The organism is Acinetobacter lwoffii, from assembly GCF_049367455.1.
In the GTDB taxonomy this organism is placed as follows: Bacteria; Pseudomonadota; Gammaproteobacteria; order Pseudomonadales; family Moraxellaceae; genus Acinetobacter; species Acinetobacter lwoffii_W.
This window is the reverse complement of the sequence record NZ_JBMPXW010000007.1, coordinates 36,171-59,124: the sequence shown is the minus strand read 5'-3', so window position 1 is coordinate 59,124 and position 22,954 is coordinate 36,171. Positions and strand designations below refer to the sequence as shown.

At 31.8% G+C, this 22,954-nt stretch carries 35 protein-coding genes; 2 read left to right on the top strand and 33 right to left on the bottom strand.

What is annotated here, in order from left to right; translation table 11 throughout:
* Positions 1 to 188: 188 nt before the first annotated feature.
* The 14 genes from ACO1B7_RS15690 to ACO1B7_RS15625 all read right to left on the bottom strand — a co-directional run bounded on the left by ACO1B7_RS15690 (position 189) and on the right by ACO1B7_RS15625 (position 7,273).
* Positions 189 to 731 (bottom strand): hypothetical protein, encoded by a 543-nt coding sequence (locus ACO1B7_RS15690; protein ID WP_423090388.1) that lies wholly within the window; start codon positions 729 to 731, stop codon positions 189 to 191.
* Between the two features lie 659 nt (positions 732 to 1,390).
* Positions 1,391 to 1,858, bottom strand: coding sequence for a hypothetical protein (locus ACO1B7_RS15685; protein WP_423090387.1), 468 nt, complete (start codon positions 1,856 to 1,858; stop codon positions 1,391 to 1,393).
* A complete protein-coding gene (locus tag ACO1B7_RS15680) occupies positions 1,859 to 2,044 on the bottom strand; it encodes a hypothetical protein (protein WP_423090386.1) in 186 nt (61 codons plus the stop codon).
* Entirely contained in the window at positions 2,041 to 2,310 is a 270-nt protein-coding gene (locus ACO1B7_RS15675; RefSeq protein ID WP_423090385.1) for a hypothetical protein, read from the bottom strand. Before ACO1B7_RS15675 ends, ACO1B7_RS15680 begins: the two co-directional genes overlap by 4 nt.
* 79 nt (positions 2,311 to 2,389) lie before the next feature.
* Positions 2,390 to 3,112: an N-6 DNA methylase gene (locus tag ACO1B7_RS15670; RefSeq protein WP_423090384.1), complete on the bottom strand. Its 723-nt coding sequence runs from the start codon at positions 3,110 to 3,112 to the stop codon at positions 2,390 to 2,392.
* 133 nt (positions 3,113 to 3,245) lie between these two features.
* Complete coding sequence (locus ACO1B7_RS15665; protein ID WP_312321167.1) at positions 3,246 to 3,659, bottom strand: hypothetical protein; 414 nt, start codon at positions 3,657 to 3,659, stop codon at positions 3,246 to 3,248.
* A gap of 1 nt (position 3,660) precedes the next feature.
* Complete coding sequence (locus tag ACO1B7_RS15660) at positions 3,661 to 3,879, bottom strand: hypothetical protein (RefSeq protein ID WP_312321168.1); 219 nt, start codon at positions 3,877 to 3,879, stop codon at positions 3,661 to 3,663.
* Positions 3,880 to 3,929: 50 nt separating this feature from the next.
* The gene (locus ACO1B7_RS15655; protein WP_312321169.1) at positions 3,930 to 4,427 is read right to left on the bottom strand and encodes a hypothetical protein; all 498 of its coding nucleotides are present in this window, start codon (positions 4,425 to 4,427) and stop codon (positions 3,930 to 3,932) included.
* A gap of 152 nt (positions 4,428 to 4,579) precedes the next feature.
* Positions 4,580 to 5,098 (bottom strand): hypothetical protein, encoded by a 519-nt coding sequence (locus ACO1B7_RS15650; RefSeq protein ID WP_312321170.1) that lies wholly within the window; start codon positions 5,096 to 5,098, stop codon positions 4,580 to 4,582.
* Complete coding sequence (locus tag ACO1B7_RS15645) at positions 5,073 to 5,384, bottom strand: hypothetical protein (protein WP_312321171.1); 312 nt, start codon at positions 5,382 to 5,384, stop codon at positions 5,073 to 5,075. Before ACO1B7_RS15645 ends, ACO1B7_RS15650 begins: the two co-directional genes overlap by 26 nt.
* Before the next feature lie 158 nt (positions 5,385 to 5,542).
* Positions 5,543 to 5,893 (bottom strand): hypothetical protein, encoded by a 351-nt coding sequence (locus ACO1B7_RS15640; protein ID WP_312321172.1) that lies wholly within the window; start codon positions 5,891 to 5,893, stop codon positions 5,543 to 5,545.
* A 76-nt stretch (positions 5,894 to 5,969) separates the two neighbouring features.
* The gene (locus ACO1B7_RS15635; protein WP_312321173.1) at positions 5,970 to 6,440 is read right to left on the bottom strand and encodes a hypothetical protein; all 471 of its coding nucleotides are present in this window, start codon (positions 6,438 to 6,440) and stop codon (positions 5,970 to 5,972) included.
* A gap of 162 nt (positions 6,441 to 6,602) precedes the next feature.
* Positions 6,603 to 6,896, bottom strand: a complete 294-nt coding sequence (locus tag ACO1B7_RS15630) for a hypothetical protein (protein WP_312321174.1) — start codon at positions 6,894 to 6,896, stop codon at positions 6,603 to 6,605.
* Positions 6,897 to 6,964: 68 nt separating this feature from the next.
* On the bottom strand, positions 6,965 to 7,273 hold the full coding sequence (locus ACO1B7_RS15625) for a hypothetical protein (RefSeq protein WP_423090383.1): 309 nt from the start codon (positions 7,271 to 7,273) through the stop codon (positions 6,965 to 6,967).
* Positions 7,274 to 7,711: 438 nt separating this feature from the next.
* Here ACO1B7_RS15625 and ACO1B7_RS15620 point away from each other — a divergent pair, with 438 nt between their 5' ends.
* Positions 7,712 to 8,116 carry a hypothetical protein gene (locus ACO1B7_RS15620; protein WP_423090382.1) on the top strand — a complete coding sequence of 135 codons (405 nt, stop codon included), beginning with the start codon at positions 7,712 to 7,714 and terminating at the stop codon, positions 8,114 to 8,116.
* A 71-nt stretch (positions 8,117 to 8,187) separates the two neighbouring features.
* Positions 8,188 to 8,481: a hypothetical protein gene (locus ACO1B7_RS15615; protein ID WP_163069930.1), complete on the top strand. Its 294-nt coding sequence runs from the start codon at positions 8,188 to 8,190 to the stop codon at positions 8,479 to 8,481.
* A gap of 427 nt (positions 8,482 to 8,908) precedes the next feature.
* Here the strand turns inward: ACO1B7_RS15615 and ACO1B7_RS15610 are convergent, their stop codons facing one another.
* The 19 genes from ACO1B7_RS15610 to ACO1B7_RS15520 all read right to left on the bottom strand — a co-directional run bounded on the left by ACO1B7_RS15610 (position 8,909) and on the right by ACO1B7_RS15520 (position 22,345).
* Positions 8,909 to 9,280, bottom strand: coding sequence for a hypothetical protein (locus tag ACO1B7_RS15610; RefSeq protein WP_423090381.1), 372 nt, complete (start codon positions 9,278 to 9,280; stop codon positions 8,909 to 8,911).
* A gap of 1 nt (position 9,281) precedes the next feature.
* Positions 9,282 to 9,755, bottom strand: coding sequence for a hypothetical protein (locus ACO1B7_RS15605; protein ID WP_423090380.1), 474 nt, complete (start codon positions 9,753 to 9,755; stop codon positions 9,282 to 9,284).
* Positions 9,728 to 10,198: a thermonuclease family protein gene (locus tag ACO1B7_RS15600; RefSeq protein ID WP_423090379.1), complete on the bottom strand. Its 471-nt coding sequence runs from the start codon at positions 10,196 to 10,198 to the stop codon at positions 9,728 to 9,730. Before ACO1B7_RS15600 ends, ACO1B7_RS15605 begins: the two co-directional genes overlap by 28 nt.
* A gap of 160 nt (positions 10,199 to 10,358) precedes the next feature.
* On the bottom strand, positions 10,359 to 10,850 hold the full coding sequence (locus tag ACO1B7_RS15595; protein ID WP_423090378.1) for a hypothetical protein: 492 nt from the start codon (positions 10,848 to 10,850) through the stop codon (positions 10,359 to 10,361).
* A 31-nt stretch (positions 10,851 to 10,881) separates the two neighbouring features.
* Complete coding sequence (locus ACO1B7_RS15590) at positions 10,882 to 11,556, bottom strand: DUF2786 domain-containing protein (RefSeq protein ID WP_312321194.1); 675 nt, start codon at positions 11,554 to 11,556, stop codon at positions 10,882 to 10,884.
* Positions 11,557 to 11,589: 33 nt separating this feature from the next.
* Complete coding sequence (locus ACO1B7_RS15585; protein WP_423090377.1) at positions 11,590 to 12,216, bottom strand: hypothetical protein; 627 nt, start codon at positions 12,214 to 12,216, stop codon at positions 11,590 to 11,592.
* A gap of 396 nt (positions 12,217 to 12,612) precedes the next feature.
* Entirely contained in the window at positions 12,613 to 12,960 is a 348-nt protein-coding gene (locus ACO1B7_RS15580; protein WP_423090376.1) for a hypothetical protein, read from the bottom strand.
* 252 nt (positions 12,961 to 13,212) lie between these two features.
* Positions 13,213 to 13,665 (bottom strand): hypothetical protein, encoded by a 453-nt coding sequence (locus ACO1B7_RS15575; protein WP_423090375.1) that lies wholly within the window; start codon positions 13,663 to 13,665, stop codon positions 13,213 to 13,215.
* Positions 13,666 to 13,673: 8 nt separating this feature from the next.
* Positions 13,674 to 14,192, bottom strand: coding sequence for a hypothetical protein (locus ACO1B7_RS15570; RefSeq protein ID WP_423090374.1), 519 nt, complete (start codon positions 14,190 to 14,192; stop codon positions 13,674 to 13,676).
* 48 nt (positions 14,193 to 14,240) lie between these two features.
* The gene (locus ACO1B7_RS15565) at positions 14,241 to 15,428 is read right to left on the bottom strand and encodes a ParB/RepB/Spo0J family partition protein (protein WP_423090373.1); all 1,188 of its coding nucleotides are present in this window, start codon (positions 15,426 to 15,428) and stop codon (positions 14,241 to 14,243) included.
* 3 nt (positions 15,429 to 15,431) lie between these two features.
* Complete coding sequence (locus ACO1B7_RS15560; RefSeq protein WP_312321208.1) at positions 15,432 to 16,190, bottom strand: ParA family protein; 759 nt, start codon at positions 16,188 to 16,190, stop codon at positions 15,432 to 15,434.
* Positions 16,191 to 16,567: 377 nt separating this feature from the next.
* Complete coding sequence (locus ACO1B7_RS15555; protein WP_312321210.1) at positions 16,568 to 16,756, bottom strand: hypothetical protein; 189 nt, start codon at positions 16,754 to 16,756, stop codon at positions 16,568 to 16,570.
* Between the two features lie 34 nt (positions 16,757 to 16,790).
* The gene (locus ACO1B7_RS15550) at positions 16,791 to 17,144 is read right to left on the bottom strand and encodes a hypothetical protein (RefSeq protein WP_312321212.1); all 354 of its coding nucleotides are present in this window, start codon (positions 17,142 to 17,144) and stop codon (positions 16,791 to 16,793) included.
* Between the two features lie 135 nt (positions 17,145 to 17,279).
* Complete coding sequence (locus ACO1B7_RS15545; RefSeq protein ID WP_423090372.1) at positions 17,280 to 17,612, bottom strand: type II toxin-antitoxin system HicB family antitoxin; 333 nt, start codon at positions 17,610 to 17,612, stop codon at positions 17,280 to 17,282.
* Between the two features lie 85 nt (positions 17,613 to 17,697).
* Positions 17,698 to 18,207, bottom strand: coding sequence for a hypothetical protein (locus tag ACO1B7_RS15540; protein WP_312321216.1), 510 nt, complete (start codon positions 18,205 to 18,207; stop codon positions 17,698 to 17,700).
* Positions 18,208 to 18,257: 50 nt separating this feature from the next.
* Entirely contained in the window at positions 18,258 to 19,490 is a 1,233-nt protein-coding gene (locus ACO1B7_RS15535) for a DUF1173 domain-containing protein (protein ID WP_312321218.1), read from the bottom strand.
* A gap of 3 nt (positions 19,491 to 19,493) precedes the next feature.
* Entirely contained in the window at positions 19,494 to 20,669 is a 1,176-nt protein-coding gene (locus tag ACO1B7_RS15530) for a zeta toxin family protein (RefSeq protein WP_423090371.1), read from the bottom strand.
* On the bottom strand, positions 20,659 to 20,916 hold the full coding sequence (locus ACO1B7_RS15525; protein WP_423090370.1) for a hypothetical protein: 258 nt from the start codon (positions 20,914 to 20,916) through the stop codon (positions 20,659 to 20,661). The genes ACO1B7_RS15530 and ACO1B7_RS15525 overlap by 11 nt, the downstream gene beginning before the upstream one ends.
* A gap of 151 nt (positions 20,917 to 21,067) precedes the next feature.
* Positions 21,068 to 22,345, bottom strand: coding sequence for a replication initiation protein (locus ACO1B7_RS15520; protein WP_423090369.1), 1,278 nt, complete (start codon positions 22,343 to 22,345; stop codon positions 21,068 to 21,070).
* Positions 22,346 to 22,954: the final 609 nt, after the last annotated feature.

Sequence of the window (22,954 nt, the reverse complement as noted above, 5' to 3'; positions counted from 1 at the left end):
TTAAAACACCGTGTAAATGGTCGTTATAGGCATTTCCATCACCTATATGCAACTCCCCTATTAGTTCGCTGTATTCGCTGTGTGTGTGCATTACAAGCGCAAAATTAGACATTGCTAAAATATTCATTTTCTTTACTCCAAGCCTTTCGACTAATTAAGTGAGCCTTTCGGCTCACCATTTTTTTGCATTATGCTGTTTGAGCATTAAGAGTTACTTTTTTTGTTTCATCCTTATCATTTTTTGATGCTTTGTAATTCCCTTTTTTCACCGTTTTAGAGCCGTATTTATCACGCATTTGATCCATACTGTACCCACCACGCCCCATACTTTTACGCCCCATAAAACACCATTTACCGTGTTTCTGAACCCATTTAAAACCAAGTGTTTTAAGAATATCTTTGTGCTGTTTGGTGTCACCACTTACCCAAATCCAAACCCCAATAATTTCAATTTCAATTCCATCTAATCCAATAATTGCTTGTAATTTTTCTTGAACTGTTTTTTCAACTTCTGTTTGATGCTCTCTACTTTCCCAGTATGAATTTTCCCCATAATTTTTATCTTCTTCTGAATCAATCAGGTTTTTCAAAAGAAAATCATATTCAGCATTGATCTGCTGCATAGTTGCAGTATCACCGCCACGATCAGGATGAAATTTAAAGCAAAGTTTCTGATACGCTTTTTTTAGTTCAACTAGGCTTTTTACATTAGCTAAAAATTCGATTTTCATATTCTCTACTCCAAGCCTTTCGGCTCTAAACTAGGTAGCGGTATTGCTTACCTTATGCTTATAATTATATATAACCTAGGTTATTTATTCAAGCCTGGATTAAATATTTAAATCCTTAAAAAACAATCACTTATAAATTATTTTTACTATTTTATTCCCAGCAAAATCAATAACTTATCAGCATATCACTGTAATAACCTAGAGCGAGTGTCTACTCGCCTAGTCGGGATCTTCGACTTCCCAACCTTACTACTCCCTGATTACCTAATCCCTCATGTGGATCTATCCAGGTGCAAGCCGAACAAATTAAATTAGCTAGAAAAAATCTGTGATTTTTTTGAAGATGATTTCATTTGTGACTGAGCTTATTAAGCTAAATTATGATCCTGGAATGTTGCGCTACCGCAAACAAAATTTAAACCTGGTGCGTTAGGGATATTGCCCGAAGGGGCGAAATTTCAGCGTTAAGTTTAGTATGTCAGAAGGCTATTAAAATTAGGTTCAAGCTTGCTTGAAACTAAATTTTAAAGCGTTGTGTCATACTAAATAGCTGTAAAGTTCGAGCGTAGCCAATAAGCCCGACCCGAAGGGTAACGCCCAAATGAGATAATAAAACTCAGCTCTGATCCATATATATTTTCAGGTTAAAGTATTAATGATTAACCTATATGCCCTTTAATAGCTTCTTCTACACTTTCAAAAACATCTTCTTCATTCTTAAATTCATCAATATTTAATAATCCTTCCATAGCAGCAACTCTTAAACGAAAATTATTAAATATAATGTTTTCTTTTTTACCTAGAATTAACCAACCAGCACAAACCTTTTCGTTTCCCGCCGTGTATCTATCCTTATACCGTTCATAAACTTCATCCCTGGCCTTCTCCTTATCAAAACTATCAATTTCATCAACTCTATATTCAAGTTCTTCTAAAGCTTCATTGAACTCACCTATAGCCTCATAATCTACTGTTTTATGACAAGAAAAAATTTCATCATCTTTGATCATGTAGTCCATAATTTCCTGGATACGATCAGCCCTCAAATAATTTTTATCTTTCTTAAATGGACAATCTTTACAAGGACTTTTTAAAGAAAAAGGATTTAATATTTCTTTATTACACATTTAAAGTTCACCCTTTAAATCACATAACCCTTTAGTATTTTTAATTTCATTCTGATTAATACTCCCTAAATTAACCATTTTTTGTTCATCAAGCACAATATCAAAATCTCTTATATAGCTTTCCTTTGTTTTGAAAAAATCAAAACCTGAAATATATTTAGAGTCACATACATCACTTAATGTCAAAGTAGTATAAAAAAACTAACATTTTTATTATTATTTTTAATTTGTAGAATATCCCCAACTAACCTATTTTGAATTGATTCAGGAACAGGAATAAAAAAATAAAAACTAATTATCACTAACATTAAAAATACTGCATGGATCTTAAGAATTTTACCCCCATCAGCTAAAAGACTTTTTTTAAAAATCAAAAATATCAATCCATAAGCGATATAAAGCATCGCCAAAATCACTAGCCAATGAGCATAAATAATTTCAAGATAACCCATTAAATACCCCTAAATATTGAATATGGTATATTTTATAAAATTTGAAGCTACCCTGCTTCCAGGATAGCTTTTTCAATCATTAATTAAGCTTATACTGCCAATTACCAAGTATAAATGCTGGTGTCACCCAAACTTCATTTAACTTTAAAGTAAGTGAGTCACCTATATATATTTTTGCTGGAACACCCCACAAAGTTAGCTGTATATAACACATTAGACCAACAAGCCGATCAATATCAGTTCCTTCTACATACATGTGATAAAGTGGATTAAACCCTTTAGCAATTAGTTTTTTAACTTTGGCCAAAAGTGTTGACCCAGCCCCACACGCTGGATCTGCAACCGTTATAAAACCCTTCTCCGCAATAATATTTTCAATTTTCGAATCACAAATTTCAGCCATTAAATTTGATATTTCGCTAGGAGTAAAAAATTGTGCGTTATTTTTAGAACCAAAATTTAATTCCATATAAAGATCCCCTAAAACGTCATGCGGTGCATTGTAAGCTTCAAGCAAACTAACAATCATTGCCAGCATTTCAGGAAATTTTTGAAAATCCTCCTTTGAGTATTTTTTCATAATTCTGAAATATTCATCTTCAACTGTTTGGCTGAAAAAAACCTTACTTGGCTTTCCAATCGAATTGCGTAGACAACAAGCAAAGCAAGTAACAAAGTCCTGAAAAACTTCAAAACGATTTTTGCTCTTATCGACTGAATTAAATGTGTTTAGAAATTGGTGTTTTAGATCTTCGATTAATCTAATGTTCTTTAATCCAAAAGTATTAACTTTCGAGTTCATATCTTCTCTACTCCAAGCCTTTCGGCTCTAAACCAGGTAGCAGAATTGCTTACCTATGTCTGCTATTATATATAACCTAGGTTACATACACAAGATCTTTTGTTGCGATACCGCAAATTTTATTTCTACCAAATTATTTATAAAACTTCCTGTATTTCTCAATATCATAGGTCAATGTATATTGAATATTCCCATCACAACTATAAATATAATTATCCTGATTTGAGCTTGACCCAGTGCCTACTATTAGACTTCCACCACTGGAAACTCCAAAGCCTGTACTTGATTTTTCATTCCCTTGAATGAAATTAACTAACTTACAATTTTGTTTGAACATCCTAGCAGCACGTTCTTCATCCTTGCTTATATATCTTTCAAATTTACCTTTCTTCGATTCGATATATAGTTGCGTCATAAATAATATTGAACCAAATACAAAGCACCCTATAGCTAATGGAATGCTTTTTTCACCAAAGATCATGTATATAACACCTGCCATTAAGATACAGACTGTTCCACCAATACCAATTGCTAAAATTAAATCCATATCATTCACCTGTTTTTTTAGGAAAATTTAATTCACGCTTATCCTGGCTATCCACATAACCAACCAGCATTATTCCTGCACCTAAAGCACCTAAAACAATTGCAAAACCACAAGCAACAAAATATTGTTTTTCCTTTGGATTTTTGAATGCTTTAATTAGCAGAAGTACAAATGCTACTAAACTCAAAATTGCAAAAATCCAAATAATTACACGTTGCATAACTCCCTCCCAAAACAAAAGGCAATTGCATATGCAATTGCCTTTTGTTCTTAAGCCTTTAACCAATCATAGTTTACTGACGATGAAAAATTTTTCCCTATAACTTCTCCCAGGCCATGTGCTTTCGCAATTTTTTGAATTAATAACTTTGCTTTTTCCTCCTCAAGATTAAGCACCTCTTTTAAATCTTCTAAACAAAAATTTTCGTTTTTTAGTGCTTCTGTATGCTTCTTACTTAAGCTTACTTCCACCCATTCCCCAGCATCATTATAAAATCCAATTTCTTCATCAACTGACCAGTAACGTGCATAATTATTCCAAAAGTAATCAGCACTATTTAACTGCTCAAGATAAATTTGAAAACCTGAGTGATAACCTGGACGTTCGTATAATTTAAAAAAAGTTAAATTATCATTTGCATGATCAAGCTTTTCACCCAGCTCATCACGTTCATCCATATAAAATAAATTTTCAGATTCAGAACTATCGAACTCAATTCCGAAATTAGATATGCAGCTTTCCGCTGTTAAAAAATTAGGTGAACCCATTTTCTCTACTCCAAGCCTTTCGGCTCTAAATCAGGTAGCGGTATTGCTTACCATGTGCTTATAATTATATATAACCTAGGTTATATATTCAACTTTATTTGAACTCCATAGAAAATAAATTTTCTGCTTAGGCTATATAAACTTATCAAATTTTAATTTTTAAAATCGTCAAAGTCTTTTTTTGTTGCTATCTGCATAAATCCATAAGCTGAACAAAACCTAAAAAGTTCCAGCATCTTAAGGTGCATAGCCTGAAACTTTAACTGTTCAATTTCACTATCAAAAAAGTCCTTGATTAAATGAGGCTGAAAAATAAGATCTATATTTGTTTCCCACCAAATTTTACACTCTAAAATTGAATGCCCTAAAAATGTATTTGTTGCCTTATACATTTCAATAAATGGACAATCTGTTAGAACATTATTTATTTTTTCAAGACCTTTCAAGTAACTTCTAAAGTCACTACACGTACCCAATTCTGCAAGTAAAAAATCTTCATATGTATACATATTTGACTTTACAAAACTAAGATCATTATTAAATTCAAAGCTAGGCTTAATTCCATCTATATCGCCTAAAAGTGCTTTTTTATTGTTAAATGCCCCTATGCAAAAGTTTTTTATAGCCAAGACCTTAAATTGCATTTCACTCTCCAAATCTTCCAGCTTCATAAGTGAAAACCATCCGTTTAGAGTCCTTGACAATAACCAATGCTGGCTTTTGATCATAAAAGCCACGCAAAAACTTAACTTCTTGATCTGCCGTTAAAGTCACTCCCGACCTTCTATCTTTTTTATAGCCCATTGCAGCCCGAACCTGGTTAAGAATCTCTTGACCTAATGTTCTTGAAAAAGTGTCATAAGAAACTTTTCTAGCTGACTTTTCAAATTTTTTAAAAACATAGTCCTCACGATTGGTATCTTTTTTTACCAAATCATTCGCTATCCAATTTCCCATATCTCTCTACTCCAAGCCTTTCGGCTCTAAAAAAATATTAGACTTGCTGTTTAACCCATACCCATAATTATATATAACCTAGGTCATATAATCAAGTATATAATTAGTTTTGTTGAAAAAATATTTTTAGTATATTAACAACAAAAGGGCTTTCGCCCTTAATACATATCATCTGTTATTTCCTCACCATCGAACCATTTATTTATACATGGCTCAATTCTTCCGCTTACCATTCCCAGCGGTTTAGAAAACCAATAGCAATCCCAATCCAAATAAACAAAGATTTCTTCATCCACTTTCTCAAAAGCCAATATACAAAAACCTTTTAATTTATGACCATATCCATTGATTACTTCAACTGTATCGCCCAGCTTAAGATCACCGTGATGCGTTTCTTCAACATTCATCACTTCTGATAACTTTTTGATTTCTGTCAAATGCGGTTTGTCACTTACCCACTCTTTAAACTGTGCTGTATACTTTTTTTTAGCTTCTTGAAAACGTGTCATTTCTCTTTACTCCAAGCCTTTCGGCTCTAAATTGATACCCATATTTTTTTGGAAGTAAGGGGGATACCCCCTTAAATCACGCTATTTGCTCACCCATTTGCGTTTTTATAATTTTCTCTATGTCACCAAAGCTTTTTCTATAATGCTCTAATACGCAAAAATAACGGCTTCCTAGGCGCATATAAAAAGTAAAGTATCCAGCTGCCGTTTCTTCACTCATCATAAATGATTCAGTATTTTCATATTTAATATGGCGTACTGGTGGCAGACAATTTAAAGCTTCATCAAAAGCCTGTTTTGTTGTTTCGGCAACTTTACCGAAATTAAGTTTCCGCTTATAAAATTCAACTTCTGATTCAACCCAAACATTAACATCAGAATACCCCCAAGATCTTAGTTTCTCAGCGATTTGATTAAGTGTTGAATTACAACCTAAACCCAAGAAAACACCATCTTTTAAATGAGCATAACTATAAAAATCTTCTACTTTTACACCATCTACAACTCGGCTATATACAACTGCTTGATCATCTATTGAATTTGACATCTTCTCTACTCCAAGCCTTTCGGCTCTAAACCAGGTAGCGTTATTGCTTACCTTATGCTTATAATTATATATAACCTAGGTTATATAATCAAGCACATTATGCACTTTTGTTGAAAAAATATTTGCGGTATCGCAACAAAAAAACTTATGCCTTTCTTCTTCTTAATATAAGACGCTCTGTTGTCTTTTAATTATATTTTCTTCTGAGTTAGGATCTTCCCTAGACTTTCGCCTTTTTTCACACTCTTTCAACCATTTCTTAAGATCAGATTTTTTAATAATTTTCGGTTTACTAGCCCCTCCAAAACCTCCTCTTTCCTCATGAAAAGCTATGTCCCATTTTATTCCAATACACTTATTTAATGCGCTCTTTATCTCTTCTGGTGTTGCTGGCTCTGAACAACCAACCAAAAAGCAAAGACAAAACACATTCAAACTCAGTAATATTTTTTTCATATTCTCTACTCCAAGCCTTTTGGCTCTAAAATGATTTTCTTTAAAAAAGATAGGGCAAAAGCCCTATCTCATTTTCCTTTCAATAAGTGCTGATACTTTTCTTTAAAAACTTGTATCGCTTCAATGTGTGATGCCATTCCAAGATAAAGAAAGTTATAAAAATTCCCTTCATCATTCACATCTACTGCATCATATAAACCTGTTGAATCACCATAAATTAAATGACGTTTTGTTAAATCATATTCGGCATTAATCTGTCTTGTTACTTGCTCTATACCATTAGTAATAGTTAAGTCTGTAACCATCTTTAGATCTTCAATGACTACAAAATTTTCATCTACAAACACCACAGTCCATCTTGGCGGATTTAAAAACATATTCTCTACTCCAAGCCTTTCGGCTCTAAACTAGGTAGCGGTATTGCTTAACCTATGCCTATCATTATATATAACCTAGGTTATTTATTCAAGCCTGGATCAGACTTTTAAATCCTTAAAAAACAATCACTTATAAATTATTTTTACTATTTTATTCCCTGCAAAATCAACAACTTATCTGCATAGCACTGTAGTAACCTAGAGCGAGTGTCTACTCGCCTAGTCGGGATCTTCGACCTCCCAGCCTCCCTACTCCCTGATTACCTAATCCCTCATGTGGATCTATCCAGGTGCAAGCCGAACAAATTAAATTAGCTAGAAAAAATCTGTGATTTTTTTGAAGATGATTTCATTTGTGACTAATTTCTACAAAAGTTTGCTTTAGATTTCCCCCTCCATCACAATGTTTTTGAAAACTAATTTTATGGAAATTTATAAATGTCTGTATTAAACAACAATGGCAAAGTAAGTATGTTTCTTTTCCATTGTTATTTTAATGGTAGTGAATCAATTACACATTTTGAGCATGAGTCTGATCCTGTGCTTTATAAATCTTTAGACAACTTATATGGTGTACTTATTTCTGACAACTCAGGTCAGCACAGAAAAATAACTGCTGGTTTTGCTATTAAAACCACTTTGGATCACAACAATCCTGCATTTCTTGAAGTATTAGGAAGTGTTAAAAATTTGAATGATGAAATAGATAAACACATTCATGAGAAGTGCTCATTTATACCATTTAAGTTGAATATGGGTAATGATGAACCTTTAACTGAAACAGAATTTCTAAGAATCATGCAAAGCCAATTTATGCGCTATAACGTGGATGGAACATCTTGATTTTAAGGAAATTGTGAGTTCTAAATAACTATGCGACATTCCAAACTACTTTGCGATTAAGGAAATTAATTATGGAATTTGAAGTACAAGCCAAGTCAAACAATGCTAATGACATTGATATTTTTCTGCCTGTAGAGAGCTTAGATAAAGCTTTTGAAGTTGCTGAACAACAAAAAACTGTTGAAAATTGTTATGTATTTATCGTCAGAAAAGGTTCTAAACCAAACGACTACCCATTCCAACTGCATAAATGGCAAAGATGTGAATATAGCGGTATTAATGAATGGGAGGAAACAAACAGCTTTACGATTTTTTTGGGTAAATACCCTCAATATGATCCCGAAACTGGTAAATCCTGTTCATAAATTATGTCGCATATTTGAATGTAAATTGTTGGGCTTGTCGCAACATTGATTAGTAAATTTGTCGCACAGTTCTTTAGAATATTGAATGTATCTTACTGATATTTTATAAAACTGTCGCTTAGTAAATTGGAACTGACAGAAATTATAAAGCAATGCTATTTTAGTTGCTCAAATTGTATAAAGGCTTATTAGCTACTGGAGATAAAAATATGCTTGATCTTGATAACGAAAAACATATGTTTGTTGTTTTAACTATTCTCGTTTTTTTGTTTGTTTTATTTATTTATAACCTTGATTTAGCGATGATGTTCTTTTCAAGTTATTTTGATTAGCCACTGAAATTTTAATCACCTTAGCCTTAGTGATAAGCCACTCTTGCACATAAGCAGATCAATGATCTGCTTTGATTGAAATATTCTTTAAATATTTATTTTAAAAACAATTTTCCATTTTTAAAATTTGGATGCACTGCAAAACTAAAAATATCATTTGTATTTTTGTCTGCCACATAAAGGTAATGGATTCTATACTCTATACAAGCTTTATGAAAATTGAGTAGTGCCATTTTTTCTTCATCTGAAACATTTGCAAGATCTAAAACACTAAAATCAAAATGAGTTAAAGCAAAATCCACATTGAATTTACTCAGCTCAGAACCAGCAAAAATTGCTTCATTAGCACCCAACTTTTCGTGTTTGTCACTAAGTTTAATAAATACCTTAGAAAGCCAATCATCAAACATTCTGAACCAAAGAACGAAAATGATAAGGCCACTGATAATAGATAAAGTTAGCATCATTTTACTTTTCTCCTGGAATCTTCTTAATTTCTAATTCCCTAATTTCATTAGAATCAGAATTAATCCTAAAAGCTTTCCCAATGACATTATTATTTTCTTTATTAAAAGCTATACAACCTACCCCAGCCTGGAAAGGAATATTTCTGTAAGCATGTTGCTCAAAAATTATCGGATCTTTAATTTTTAATTTTTCTTCTTTTTCCATATCTTTAATTCTAATGTGTTTTCCATCTACCCATGAAACATACATATAGACTCTATATCCTAGCTCTTCAACCTTTAGTGACTTAAACTTAATTACTCTCGATCTAATCCACCTAAAGGGATAAAATTCAGGGAAGGATCTAATTAATAATTTAATAAAGTTAAAGATCAGAGCTAAAAGAAAAGCTGCTATTAATCCAGCCACACAACCCATACTTATATAATTAAGATAACTCATAAAACCTACTTTTGATTTTGCATTCTTCGCCATTGTTCTGGCGATATATTCTCAGCATTTTTCCATATGCCTATTTTTTGCTGTTGTGCATATGATTCAAGGCTTATCATGGTGTTATCCGTTAAATACTGACGATATGCCCAGGCATAGCCATAACGCACCATAAGCCTATTCACATTATCATTCCCCTTTAGTACAGTTCCAATAATGCGATCATATCTATCTTTACCATGTTCTTTTACATAAACAGGCTTATTATAAATAAAGTCAGACAACACCATTTTAGCTTCTTTGCCAAATGGCTGCCCCATTTCAGGTGCATCAATATTAGCTAATCGAACCTTATAGCTTTGGTTGTTCTGAGTTAATACGGTAATAGTGTCACCATCTGATACACCCACTACTCTACCCACAAAATCAGCAAATGTTGTTAAAGGGATTGAAGCTACTAATACCCCTAAGCACCATTTTTTCATAATAGAAATCTCTAACTAAATCTGGAAAGTCTTAAAAAAAAAGGTTAGCGATAAAATTACTTCAATCGCATTCATATTTTTTCATTGATATACAACTTCAAATAATGAACTCAATTATAAGTTAATTTTATTTTGCTAACCTTTAAAAAGACTACAAAAGTTATTTCTTCAAAATCTTTGAGATACTTTCAATTAAGTTTTTATTGTATTCATACTCTCCCCAGCGTATCAAACTTTCTGCATTGTTCTGATTACTAGGATTATTTAACTCGCTCTTTAATGCTTCATTGTGAAGCCATATTTCATATTGAATACCTTTCAAATCATAAACATTTATTGAGCCATTGATTTTATAAGCTCTATCAATTGTGTTTAAAAATGCTTGATTGTTTTTACCTTCATCCATCAACAATCCAATTTTTTTAGCATCAATTTTCTTTAACACTTTTGAACTGTTGAAAGCACTAACAAGATAAATTATCAAACATATTCCAATGTATCCCCATAATGGAAAATCAACATTGAACCAAAAAATATTAAACATCCACCCCAAAAATGCGATTACGGCAAAGAAAGCTCCCATTGTCTTAAGGTGCTTTTTTACCATATTTGACTGAGCTGCATGTGTTTTAACAGCACCATAATCTTTCATACTTCATCCTATTTTGCGGTATCGCAACTTTTCAATTAGCTTTGAATTGACCTATTTGATTTTGTTTTTCATTTCCCATTGCATGAAAAACCTGGATACTTTCACCAGCTTTACAACCAGCTATATGAGCTTTAAAAAGCTTATCTTTATTTTTAAATTTACTTTCTTTAAATTTAAATTCTTTAGGATTAAAAAATTCTTTCTTAAACCTATTCAAAAGATCATCCATTTTTTTGTTCGGGTGGATTGCTGCACACTTTGTTTTTACTGAGAATATCCATCCCATACAAAAAGTATCGCCTAAACTTCTTTTTGACTTTAGTTTGGTATTTCCATGCAGACCAGACACATATTCTTTACGCGCCTTTTTAAGAGAAGGTAGTAAAACCCCATAAGCATACTCAGCAATTTCTGTATTGGGTTCAATGCCGTAAAAAATGAAATTTTTATTCTCATCTATTAAAAAACCACACTCAAATATTCCAGCTACCATTTGAGCTAATCTAACTTCTACAAATCTCATTCTTTTAAGATCTGTAGTTAGTGTTCTTTTTTTAATTTCTGAAAATTCAACATCATTCAATGAAATATTGTTTTGCTTCATCAGTGTTTGAGCTTGTTTCAATGCGATTGCAGCTTCATTCTCGTTACTGCTTTTTGATAGAGCCAAGCACTTTTTTATTTTCTTCAATATATCTTCATTCATTGATACAACTCCACGCCCTTCGGCATTTTTAAATCAAACATTTAGCTTCTCTATTTCCAAAGCATACTTTTTCTTAAGAATTTTGTTTCTTTCATGCTCAATACTATTGTCTGTTATCGCTCTCCATAAAGTAGTTCTACTAACACCATAATACGACTCCAATTCTTTCAATTTAACTCCATGTAAGTGAAAGCGTTCCAGGGCTTCTATCTTTTGAGCTTTGCTTAAAAGTATTTTTCTTCCTTTGGCTTTTTTCTCACTTCCACCTAACAAATAATCTTTCTTAATATTTTCACGTTTAATTAAAAATCCAGCCCATGATGCAAACATTTTTATTGCTGTTTCATAGGACAATTCATTACCGCCTATCACTATCTCTTCTTGGACAAAGTGTAACTTTGCACCTGTAGCCGAAAATTTTTTAAACAATTTTATAAATTCAAGCTCACTAAAGCAGAATCTTTCAAAGCCTGGAATAAAAACATCATCCTCACTTTTTAAGATCTCAAACAATAGATCCAGCTTTTCACGACTTAAGAAATCGTTCAATTCTGAAATATCATCTACAAGTATTTTTTCAATTCCAATGCTATTCAGTTTTTCAATTTCTAGCAGAAAAAATTGATCTTGCATTGATCCAGCTGCATAACCAATTTTCATCAGAAAGCCTTAAATATTAATATTCAGACTTTTCTTTTCACTTACAAATAGTTCTGTATTTGTCTTTTCAATATTGCTGACACAGCTTGAACACACCCATAAACCATAGTTTAAGGACACATTGCAACGGCTCATACATAGAGTACAAGGACGTGGAAAATTAATTACTGACGATTGATTAAGCTTTGGTTTTGTTAAAGCATTCATATTATATCCACTTATATTGAAACAATGTTTATGAAACATTGTATCTTTTATTGATATAAAAAACAAATTCAATTTATTCCTTAAATTATTGAAATAGATAAAATTTAATAAAAAATAAAAATTTATTTTTCTTTAAAGAAATATATAAAATCAGGCATGATGTTTCATAATTGATTTATTTATGAAACACTACTCATCAAACACATTTTTTATTTTATTTGGGTCACATATCGCCATAAAATGGTCATTAATTTCTTTATGTATTCTGTTTTTTTCTACTGGATCATCCCACACAGTAAAAGTATCTAATATCTCGATAACCAGCATTTTATAAAACTTTTGCTTTTCACTATCACCACTTTTTTCTTCTTCTTCTAATAAGCTTTCTATTGATCTCCCATTCCCATATTCACCATGCTTGATCAAAGCATACTGAACCATCTTTTCACATTCTCTATTCACCTCTGGCTGTCCATAAGCTGGGGTAAATAATAAGCTCAATGCGATTAAGCCAAAATAAAAATCAAGTCTTTTCATTAGCACCCAGCTTACCCATACTAGCTACTCTTATTATAGTTTATATTACAGTGGATCTCTTACCCTCAGTCACAAATGAAATCATCTTCAAAAAAATCACAGATTTTTTCTAGCTAATTTAATTTGTTCGGCTTGCACCTGGATAGATCCACATGAGGGATTAGGTAATCAGGGAGTAGTAAGGTTGGGAAGTCGAAGATCCCGACTAGGCGAGTAGACACTCGCTCTAGGTTACTTTCAGTTTATTAGTTTTCAATCCAATTCTAACTTTTCAATTAGATCATTCAAAAATGCCACTTGTCTTTTTAGATAATCAACATATGTCATGGTTTTATCTAAATGAGCCATATCAGGATTAAAGTTAGGATCACTCGATATTAAAAGTTTGTTTTCAATAAAGTAGTCAAAGTATTCTTTTGCATAAGCATACTCATTGATCTCATTAATTGACTTATAAAATTCCTCCTTAATTCCTACTTCTAATTTTTCTGCTTCAAATATAATTGTATTTGCATCAGGGTACACGCTCGAATACTTTTGAATTTTTAATATTGCTTGAAGTGTATTCATTGGCAATATCATTGCTTTTGCAATGCTGCCAGTAGAATTAACATCATCAATATATTCTTTTAGCTCAACTTCATTTGTGAAGTATTTTTCAATAAATTCATTATCAACAATAATTGCAAAAACCTGTTCACTCATAAATCACCTTAAAAGCTTTCTTTAATTTTAAAAAACGGTTTTTCACCATTAGATAGGCTTTCAAAAATTTCTTGTTGATCAGCAGCAAGCCTAACTGGTGAATAGTGTAAATATTTGCTCGTAGCTAGATATGCAAAAAATTTACCTTCAATATTTCTACCCATGATAAACAGCTGATTCTTATCCGTTACACCTAACAAAGTTTTTTCACGCAAAACTGAATTTTCAAAAAAAAGCTTTTCTTCAATTTCATCTATATTTGTTAGTAGGATTTTCTTTGCACTATTTAACTTTTTTAGCTTGTAAAAGCTTGTAAAACATATGCCAAATATCACAAAGCCTATGAATAAACCTAATAATAAATTACCGATTGAATAATCATTTAAATTAACCAGGGGAGCTAGTAAAACTCCAAAAACACCTAGGGCAATTCCTCCCAAGCCATACTTTAAAGCTTTTTTAGCTGGCTCTTTGAAATTCAATCTTTCTAATTTTTCTTCATGATAAAAATCAATATATCTATTCATTCGCATTCCTAGAAACTAGGCGACCCATTAGATCGCCTTTTTCACCTCTTATAAAAGTTGCTCTTGTGAAACCACAACAACCATTTCTTGGCTTGGATGGTTTAGTGGTGATACATAACCTATAGCTTTAAATGCCTCAAAGATATTGATCATCTCTTGCATTAAATCTGCGTGTTTTGCTACTTCTAACCAGTTAATAGCAATATGATCATTGCATGACAGACTCACTAAGATCTGTTTTGCTAGTGACTTTCTTTCACTATCGCTATTTTGAACAACGTCTAATAAATATGTATAACTTTGCTCTAAACCCTCTTTAAAGGCATTTCTTAGCTCAGGACTGAACCCTACTGTTTCAGCCTTTTGCTTTTTTTCCTTCTTCTTAACAACATCACCAGCCAAAGCCTCTTCGGCCAGTTTTACTTCATCAACCAACAAACTATTAGCATCAGATTCATTAAAGGATTCAGCTTTGTTCTCTTCAAAGCTATTCAATACTTCTTCTGTATGCTCATCTTCAATTAACGGCTTTTCAGGATTAGTATTTTTATCTTTTAGATTCTTAATCCATTTTCGTGACAAGCCATTTGATAGCTTTTCATCGTTTCCAAGATTTGCAATCAAACAAGTAGCATAATGCTCATTTGATTTATAAATCTTATCGAAATTCAAAATTGCTTCCACATTTGATATACGGCCATTCTCCACTAGATCCATTGTATATTCAGAAATATCATTTAAAGAAATATGTCGTGAAATCCAAGTTTTATCTTTACCTAATTGCTCTTGTAGGTCTTTGCTACTTACACCTAAGTCCATTTGATCTTTAAGCATTTTTGCTATTTCAAGTGGCTTAAGATCATTCCTTTGAATGTTTTCAACCAATTTACCCAACACATGGAAATTGTTATTCAAAACTGCTTCAATAGTTGAGCTGTTCGGGCTATCAGGCTTGTTTTCTTTAAGCCATTTAACAGCTAAAACACGGTTTGAACCGACATTACAATAATATCTTTTTTCTTCGCCTGGGATCTCACGTACAACGATTGGTTGTATTAATCCCATTTTATCAATGGATGCTGCTAACTCTTTTATATACTCTTGATCATATTCTTTACGTGGGTTATCGGGATCAATGAAAACTGAATCAATAGGTAAAGTCAAAATGACTTTACCGCTTAATTGATTGTCATTTAATTCGCCCATTGCATCCGCTAAAAAATCCAATCCATCCATTTCTTATACTCCCAATTTGTCAAATACGTTATTGCATAAATCTCTCAAGAAACCTGCTGCCTCTGAGCCATTCTTTACTTTCCAAACTGGAACTTTGTTATGATTAGCTACTTTGATAGCTGAACGATTTGGGATATAAAAACCATTACCAAACATATATGCTGGATAAGCCGTTCTTACTGCCTCTAACTGCTCACGGTCAAACTTAGTTCTTAGATCTACGCGATTAGGAACAAAACCTAAAAATTGAAGTTTCTTATTATGTTTTTTGATTTCAGAAATCCGACTAATTAGAGTTTTAAAACCCATATAAGAGTAATTATCTAATTCAAATGGACTTAAAATATAGTCAGCTACCAACATTGGAAAATCTTGTAATGTTCCCTCTGTAGGAGGCGTATCAAATAAGCAAATATCAAATACATCATTCGCATTTTTAATATTAATAGCCAAATGCTTTAAATTTTCCTTTTCTAAATTCTTAATTGCCTTAGATCCTTTAAACACAACGAAACTTTTATCTTCAATTGCTAAAAAATCAATTTCTTTTGTATAAATATCAATTGTTTCAAATACTTTACTTGCATAGCCTTCCAGATTAAAACCTGAATTGCCTTGAGTATCGTTATCAATAAATAGAACTTTTAATTTTTTTTCAGAAGCGCAATGAGCAATATGAGTGCTCAAACAAGTTTTACCTACGCCACCCTTTTGATTTGAGATCACTACTTTTTTCATTTGAACACCTGTTGTATTTTGCATTTCCCACTCCTTACCTCTCGGTCTGTTTCTTAAGTATACACAGAATACACACCTTTATGCAATATATAACCTAGGTATTTTTTAATTTATTTTTAAAATTTCTATAAACAATATTATTTAACACCAAAAATTGTAATATTTTCTATTTTAAAACAATAAGTTAAATAAAAAACCTAGATCTTAATTTCCCCTTTCTATTACTCGCTAATAATGCCATGTGTTACCTAGCATTTAAATTAAAATCTAAAATAAGATCTGACTCTTCATTCTGAACATTAATTTTTTAACCATAAAAAAAACCAGCTATCGAGCTGGTTTTTGCGGTATCGCAACTTTTGACTTCATCTAAATATTTTGATTTTATTGAAAGTTCTCTATTATTTTACTAAATTGATATGTTTGTTTTCGATAGGGAATAAATTTGCGCTTTTAGCATACTGAAATAAAGCATGAGAAATTTTAACTTTCTTACGCTTTATACATGCGAAATATAAACTGTGGCCATTCCCGTGTGCTTCAATTAAGAAACCAGGTCTTGCATTTAAAAGTTCTTTTAATCTTTTCATTTCATACTCCAAGCCTTTCGGCTCTAATTAATATTTAACAGTTATAGCTAACCAGCTTCACAAAATAGAAAGTATTACTTTCTTTTAACCTTAAATTTAAACTGGCGTATAGCCCACTTTTATTGCACATTAAATAAACGAAATCAAGGTTAGCATCTTTATCCTGGTGGTGGACATAAGCTTGACTTAATTGCCTTTCATTTAACATATATGTCATGAAATACTGATTTGAATTATCAAAATTCTCAATATTATCATTTAGATAGTCTAAAACATCATTTCCAATCCGTATTTCAAAACTATGGAAATCTTCTAAGCTCCCATTGGTATTGATAATTTCAGATGGAAATGCAAAAAAAACGTGTTGCATCACCGTACTCGAAGCCATTAGCTCTATACCCCTATTATACACAAAAAACACACCCTTGAAAGCAATATGTTAATTTTTAAACATAAATTAAATTTATCTAATTATAATTTAATATTATTTTTTACTTATTTGCAAAATTAACCAAAATATATATTATTTGTCATTTTTTTGTAATATATCTTGAAGAATTAAATTTGAAACATAGTTACTTCGATTAACCCCCCATAAATCTATAATATTTAAAAGATTTTTTGGAATAGACATATTTACTCTTTCACAGTTATATTTAAATAAGGTAGGATCAAGCTCAATAAAGATTACATCATTAGTTTTTACATTTGCCATATCGGGTATTGGTGGATTCCCATTTTCTTTAGCAATTTCAGTAATTTTAAGGATAATTAATTCTTTTATTCTACTTACACCCTTTATTAGATCCTCTGATTCTACTGAAATCATAAAATCTTTAGATTCCAGCAGAATCATAGTATCAATTTTACTTATGATAATTGGATACAGTAAATTTATTTTTAACATCTCTAATATTTACACAAAAAACACACCTTTTATTTTAGTATGAATCTACAAATTTTTCAAATTTCTCTAACATACCAATAACAACGTCCCTTTTATGTGCAAGCATATTCCTAAGAGTATTTGAATTAATCCCTGTCATTTCCCCAATATCTCTTGAGGTAATATTCATACCTGTTCTTTCTAAATACTTTACTTCTAAAACTTTTTTTGCCTTCACTAACCTGTCAGACAGTTTGTATTCTTTTAGCTCATGCCATACACCATTTTTATATTCATTAGCAATCCTGGGATCAGTGTTAAGCCCACTATTTTCTTTTAGAGCACGTGTAGTTCTATTTAAAATAATTGTTTCATCACTGTTCTTAAGATAAGAAAATAACTCAGTATCTTCAATTTTCAGCATATTCGATAAAATATCTGCTCTAAATTTATCTATTACAAGTTGTTCGTTTTCTATATTATTCTTATTTCCATATTTTAAATGATTGGAAATTTTGAATATCGTTTCTAAACGACCACATGTAAAAGCATAAGAAATTTTCAATTAAAACTAACCTCTAATTTAGATAAAACAAAGAGCAAATATTTAGATAATCAATCATTCTCAGTGACCAGATTATCACTAGAAGAAATTAAACCTTCTTTAGATGGTAAATCTGGCATCACCTGGTCAACTTCCCATTGCCAGCTTGCATAATCACTTTCTTCAATCATCAATTCAATACTTTGCATGTATTGTTCGCTCTCAGATGTTGGAATTATATACATAGCAGTAGGTTTAGGATTAGTGTCAACTGCAACAATGGATGCCAAAGGTTTACTTGTTGGCAAGTTATATCTTAGTCCTTTAATGAATTGCCGTTTCTGCTCTGTCATTTCCTCTATGAGTTCATACTCATATTTATTTTCAAATGGTATCCAATGCTTATTTACCAGCATAAGTGAAATTTCTTGAATTAAAGGTAAATCACTAGCTGTTTTTAAGATTGTGCATATGAACATTAGATGACATTGATCACCATACATATTCCACAACTCAAGCTCTTTAATAAATCTTTTATTTATACGTTTATGAACATCTTCATTCATAAAAAAATGAAAATCAGGACAATGTTTTGCAATTAGTTTAAAGTCATATCTTGCCTTCTCAATAGACTTAACTTCTCCAATTACAATCATCAAATTTTGACCACTGCCTTTTGCATTTAATGGTGAAAGCTGTTCATTCCTACGAGCTACAATATCTTTTTTAATATCGGTATTAAATGTTTCAGGTATATAAATTGTCTTACTCAATTCCTGACGTTTAGATGTTTTATCAGATGCAGCACGTAATAGCTGTTTTCTTACTAAATACCAATTAGTAGCTTTTTCTTTTGGTAGCCAGTAATTTAACTTTCCTTGTTCATACAAATAGTGCAAAAGTCCTCTTAATGTAAGCTTCTTACCATCAGTAGCTACACTGTCACTTTCTCCACCGCTTGCTGGTGGTGGTGCTTTTCCTCCTCTTTTTGTTAGTGCAAAGTCAAATTTCAATGTTACTGCACCATCATCTGGATTCTCTTGAATAGCCTGGCCTAATACTTCTCCCAATCCAGAAAGCTCATGTGGTGGTTCATAACTTACACAGCCTGGACTATGTGACCCCCCTGTATTCGGCATTCTTTTCAATACATAGCTATTATTAATTTTTGCTATATATAGTGCGACCCCTATACTTGTACATAAGCATTTAGGTCTAAATTTATCTATATAAGCTTCTTGTAAAACTTTTTGAATATTTTCATCGTTAGAATCATATTCATTACCATTAATTGAAATCAGCATAACTTATCTCATTAAATCTTGTTGAAAATCTTGCTCGGCAGATGCTTGAGTTAATTGTCGATCCTGTTCTTGATCTTGATGTTGTTGTATTTCTTGTTGATCCATTACTTTATAATCTCCATGTAGTCCATGATTGATAAAAAGCTGTTGTCCAATTTCAAGATCTTGATCATTTGTATCTTGCACTCTGTCTTTTGAATATTTAATTGCTGTAAAACGGTTTATTTTCATTAATATATGATTTTCATCTTGATCAACCAGCTCCCCTTGTTGAACACCTTTATAAGATTCAGGGCTTTTTATTACTAAACTACTTATATCTCTAGTTTTGTCTTTATCGCCTTGTTCATATTGAATATCTTTATGGGATTCTTTCTCTTGTATGGTTAGATCAATTTCGCTTTTAGGTGCATGTGACGACATTTTCATATGAACAAGCTGCTGCCATGCAACTTGATTGTATTGATATTCACTTTTCCCTAATGGCTTATTTTTTTCAAAATCATATGTTTCACTTGCACTCTCTTTTTTTAGCCAGGTTTCACCATCAGGATTAAGCTGATTGTTATAAACCTCATTTCCTACTCGATCATAAACTTTTACTTTATCTACAAGCTTACTTTTCTCAGAAACTTCTAAAATTTCGCTCATACCTTTTTGATCAAATTCTTGAATCGCCTTATGATCACCAAAACCTAAATTACCTTTTTGATCTTCATACTGCATATTATTTCTAAGTAGGCTATGTTCATGTGGTGTGGCAATTGTTCTTAACTCTACCTCGTACCCTGCACTTTTTAATTTATCTGTAGTTGCTTTAAAGTCATACGGATTTTCATTATTTTCATTGATTACAACATTATGTTTATTTTCAATCGCATGATCTAGTACACGGTCAGATATATATTTTGCTTCTTTTATCGAATTTATACTTGTAGAACGATCATCTACTTTTACGTTTTCTAAGTAGTTCTCACTGTGCGTCTTGTAATAATCTGCTCCTACTAAAACACTACCGCCACGATGCGACAATTCATCTTGAGCTTCTAAAGCAAGAACTTCTTTCCCCGATCCTTGTTCACCTAATGTTATAATAGCTTTGGGGTTTTCTTGGGATTCACAATGACTATTCGTTAATTTCACCAAACCTTTTAAAAAATTATCAAAGTTATCTCTCATTTATTAACTCTCCTAGTTTTAAAGAAATATCGTGATAGATCTTTCGTAAAGTCTGTATTGAATACTCAGGTAATTGAGCTTGTAACTTACTAAGCTTTTGAAAATCTTCTAATGTTTTCTGCTCAGAATTAGAAATATAAATATTTACTAGAGCACTCTGTAGCAGCGATATTGAATATTGAATATTGATTAAAAGGTTATATCTAATATCAAATTCTTTTCGTTCATTCTCATTAAATTCTTTCATCTATGTTCCTTAAAAGTATAAAGAGCTGCTCATGATTAGTCTTAATTGATTTCAACAAAAGTTTGCGGTATCGCAACAAGTAATAGACTAAGTTAAATGTATAAGGTAATTCTCTATGAAGTTCTTTAAGATCTAAACACCAATGCTTTATTTAACTAGGTTCTGCTTTATCTTTTATGAATAGCCTATGCAGTATTCTTTTATTCATGTACTTATAAGAATGAATAGATAGATTAATATCTTCAAAGATATTTAAGCTATAGCTCAATGTACCCATTAACGTAGGTAAATATTCAAGAGCACCGCCTAAAGCGGCTACTACCTGATTTGGGCACTGTCGCATTGATTTTTCTGCAATAGCAGCTCTATATTTATTAATATCTTGGATGCTTAACAGTGTTAGACGCTTTAATCCTTTAGTGTATCTTTGAATGGATCTTACACTTACGTTTAGTTTCTCAGCTATATCCTTAACCTTCTCTCCTGCTCTATATAGCTTCTTTGCTTTAGCTCTAATATCATCGTATTTTAAAGATCTCTTTATACCGCCCTTAGAGCCTCTAATAGCTTGCTTTTCACTAAACCTTTGCACACACTCTTCATGCTTTTTCCAGCAGAATTTACTAATAGATTTCGCAATATGTAAGCACTCTTTATAATCCATCGGCTTCGTAAATACTGCATTCTTATTCTTAACCAGCTCTAATACATGGTTTAGCCAATGATCAAATAATTGTCCTGCTTTATCTTTAAAATCTTTAACATCTCTATACGCTAATTTTCTTACTGTATGAAACACCTCATCATTTCTTCCACAAATTACATCTTCATCATTTGCAGATTTTTGGTGCTCATTACTCATAATTGGGCGTATAAAAGGTATTGATTCAAGTTCTAACTTATCTGCCAATTCTTTTAAGTGATATGGTTCTTCCTTAAAGCTGGAAACACGCCACTTACTTGATAATGGGTTTTTACAAATAACTCCATTATATCTTTCATCAGCATCAAACGCATTTGTTAAAGCACGTTCTACTGCTTTGAAGTAGTTTTGAGCCTTTAATGAGCTTTTGTTTGTAAAACTTACAGCATCTAACAATTCATAAACAAAGTGTGCTCTACCGTTTTTTTTGTTCTCAATAACAATATTCGGTGCTGGTAAATGTGGGTTTTCATACATCCAGTCTACTACTGCCCCTGGATTATCAATATCTAAGATTATGTATTTTTTCCACATTGGATGATTTAATTGAATATATGGCTTTGTAATTGCTTCTTTTTTATTTCTTATTTTTGTACCTAACCCCCATTCAAAACCATCTGAACAATATGGTTTTTCAGGCAAGTTATCAAATAGCCTATTTAAGACTAATTCGAGTGTAGTCTGACTTTCTTGTGAATTATCTTCAAATAATGCAAATGCGCTCATAAATACGTCCTGTTGACCCAACAAGACCAGCGAACGTACTTGCAGAAAATATAATCCACATGTAGAATTGTTTGCATAGCTTACAAGTTTGAACGCCAATTCACTAACTTGTATGCGTCTTGAATGGGTAGCCACCCTAATATTTCGTTGAATTTAGCAGCAACTAAATTCTTCCCTTAAAGCCCAAGTAATTAAGTTTGCTTGGGCTTTAAACTATCTGTAATTTTTATTCCTAAACAGATAGTCTTTATTATAACTTCAAAGTGAAGCCTAAAACTACTATAAATTATCACAAATCTTACTGTATATCCAGCATATATGCTAGCAAGTTCCACAATTAACACTCGATGTTCTACACTGTTGAGCATCGGAATAATTTGTATATTTCGTAGTAGTACACCCTGTAAAAATAGCAGATAAAGTCACTAATAGGATTATTTTTTTCATTTAACACCGCTTTTCTAGCTTCACATTGAATACTGAATATTATCTATCTTCTTGTGTGAATTTAAAACAGTTTTCAAACTTTTGTATTCTTTTATATTTGACACCAGGCTACTTAATTTATGATCATGATAGAGTACACATCGAATTGACTTTACTTAATAC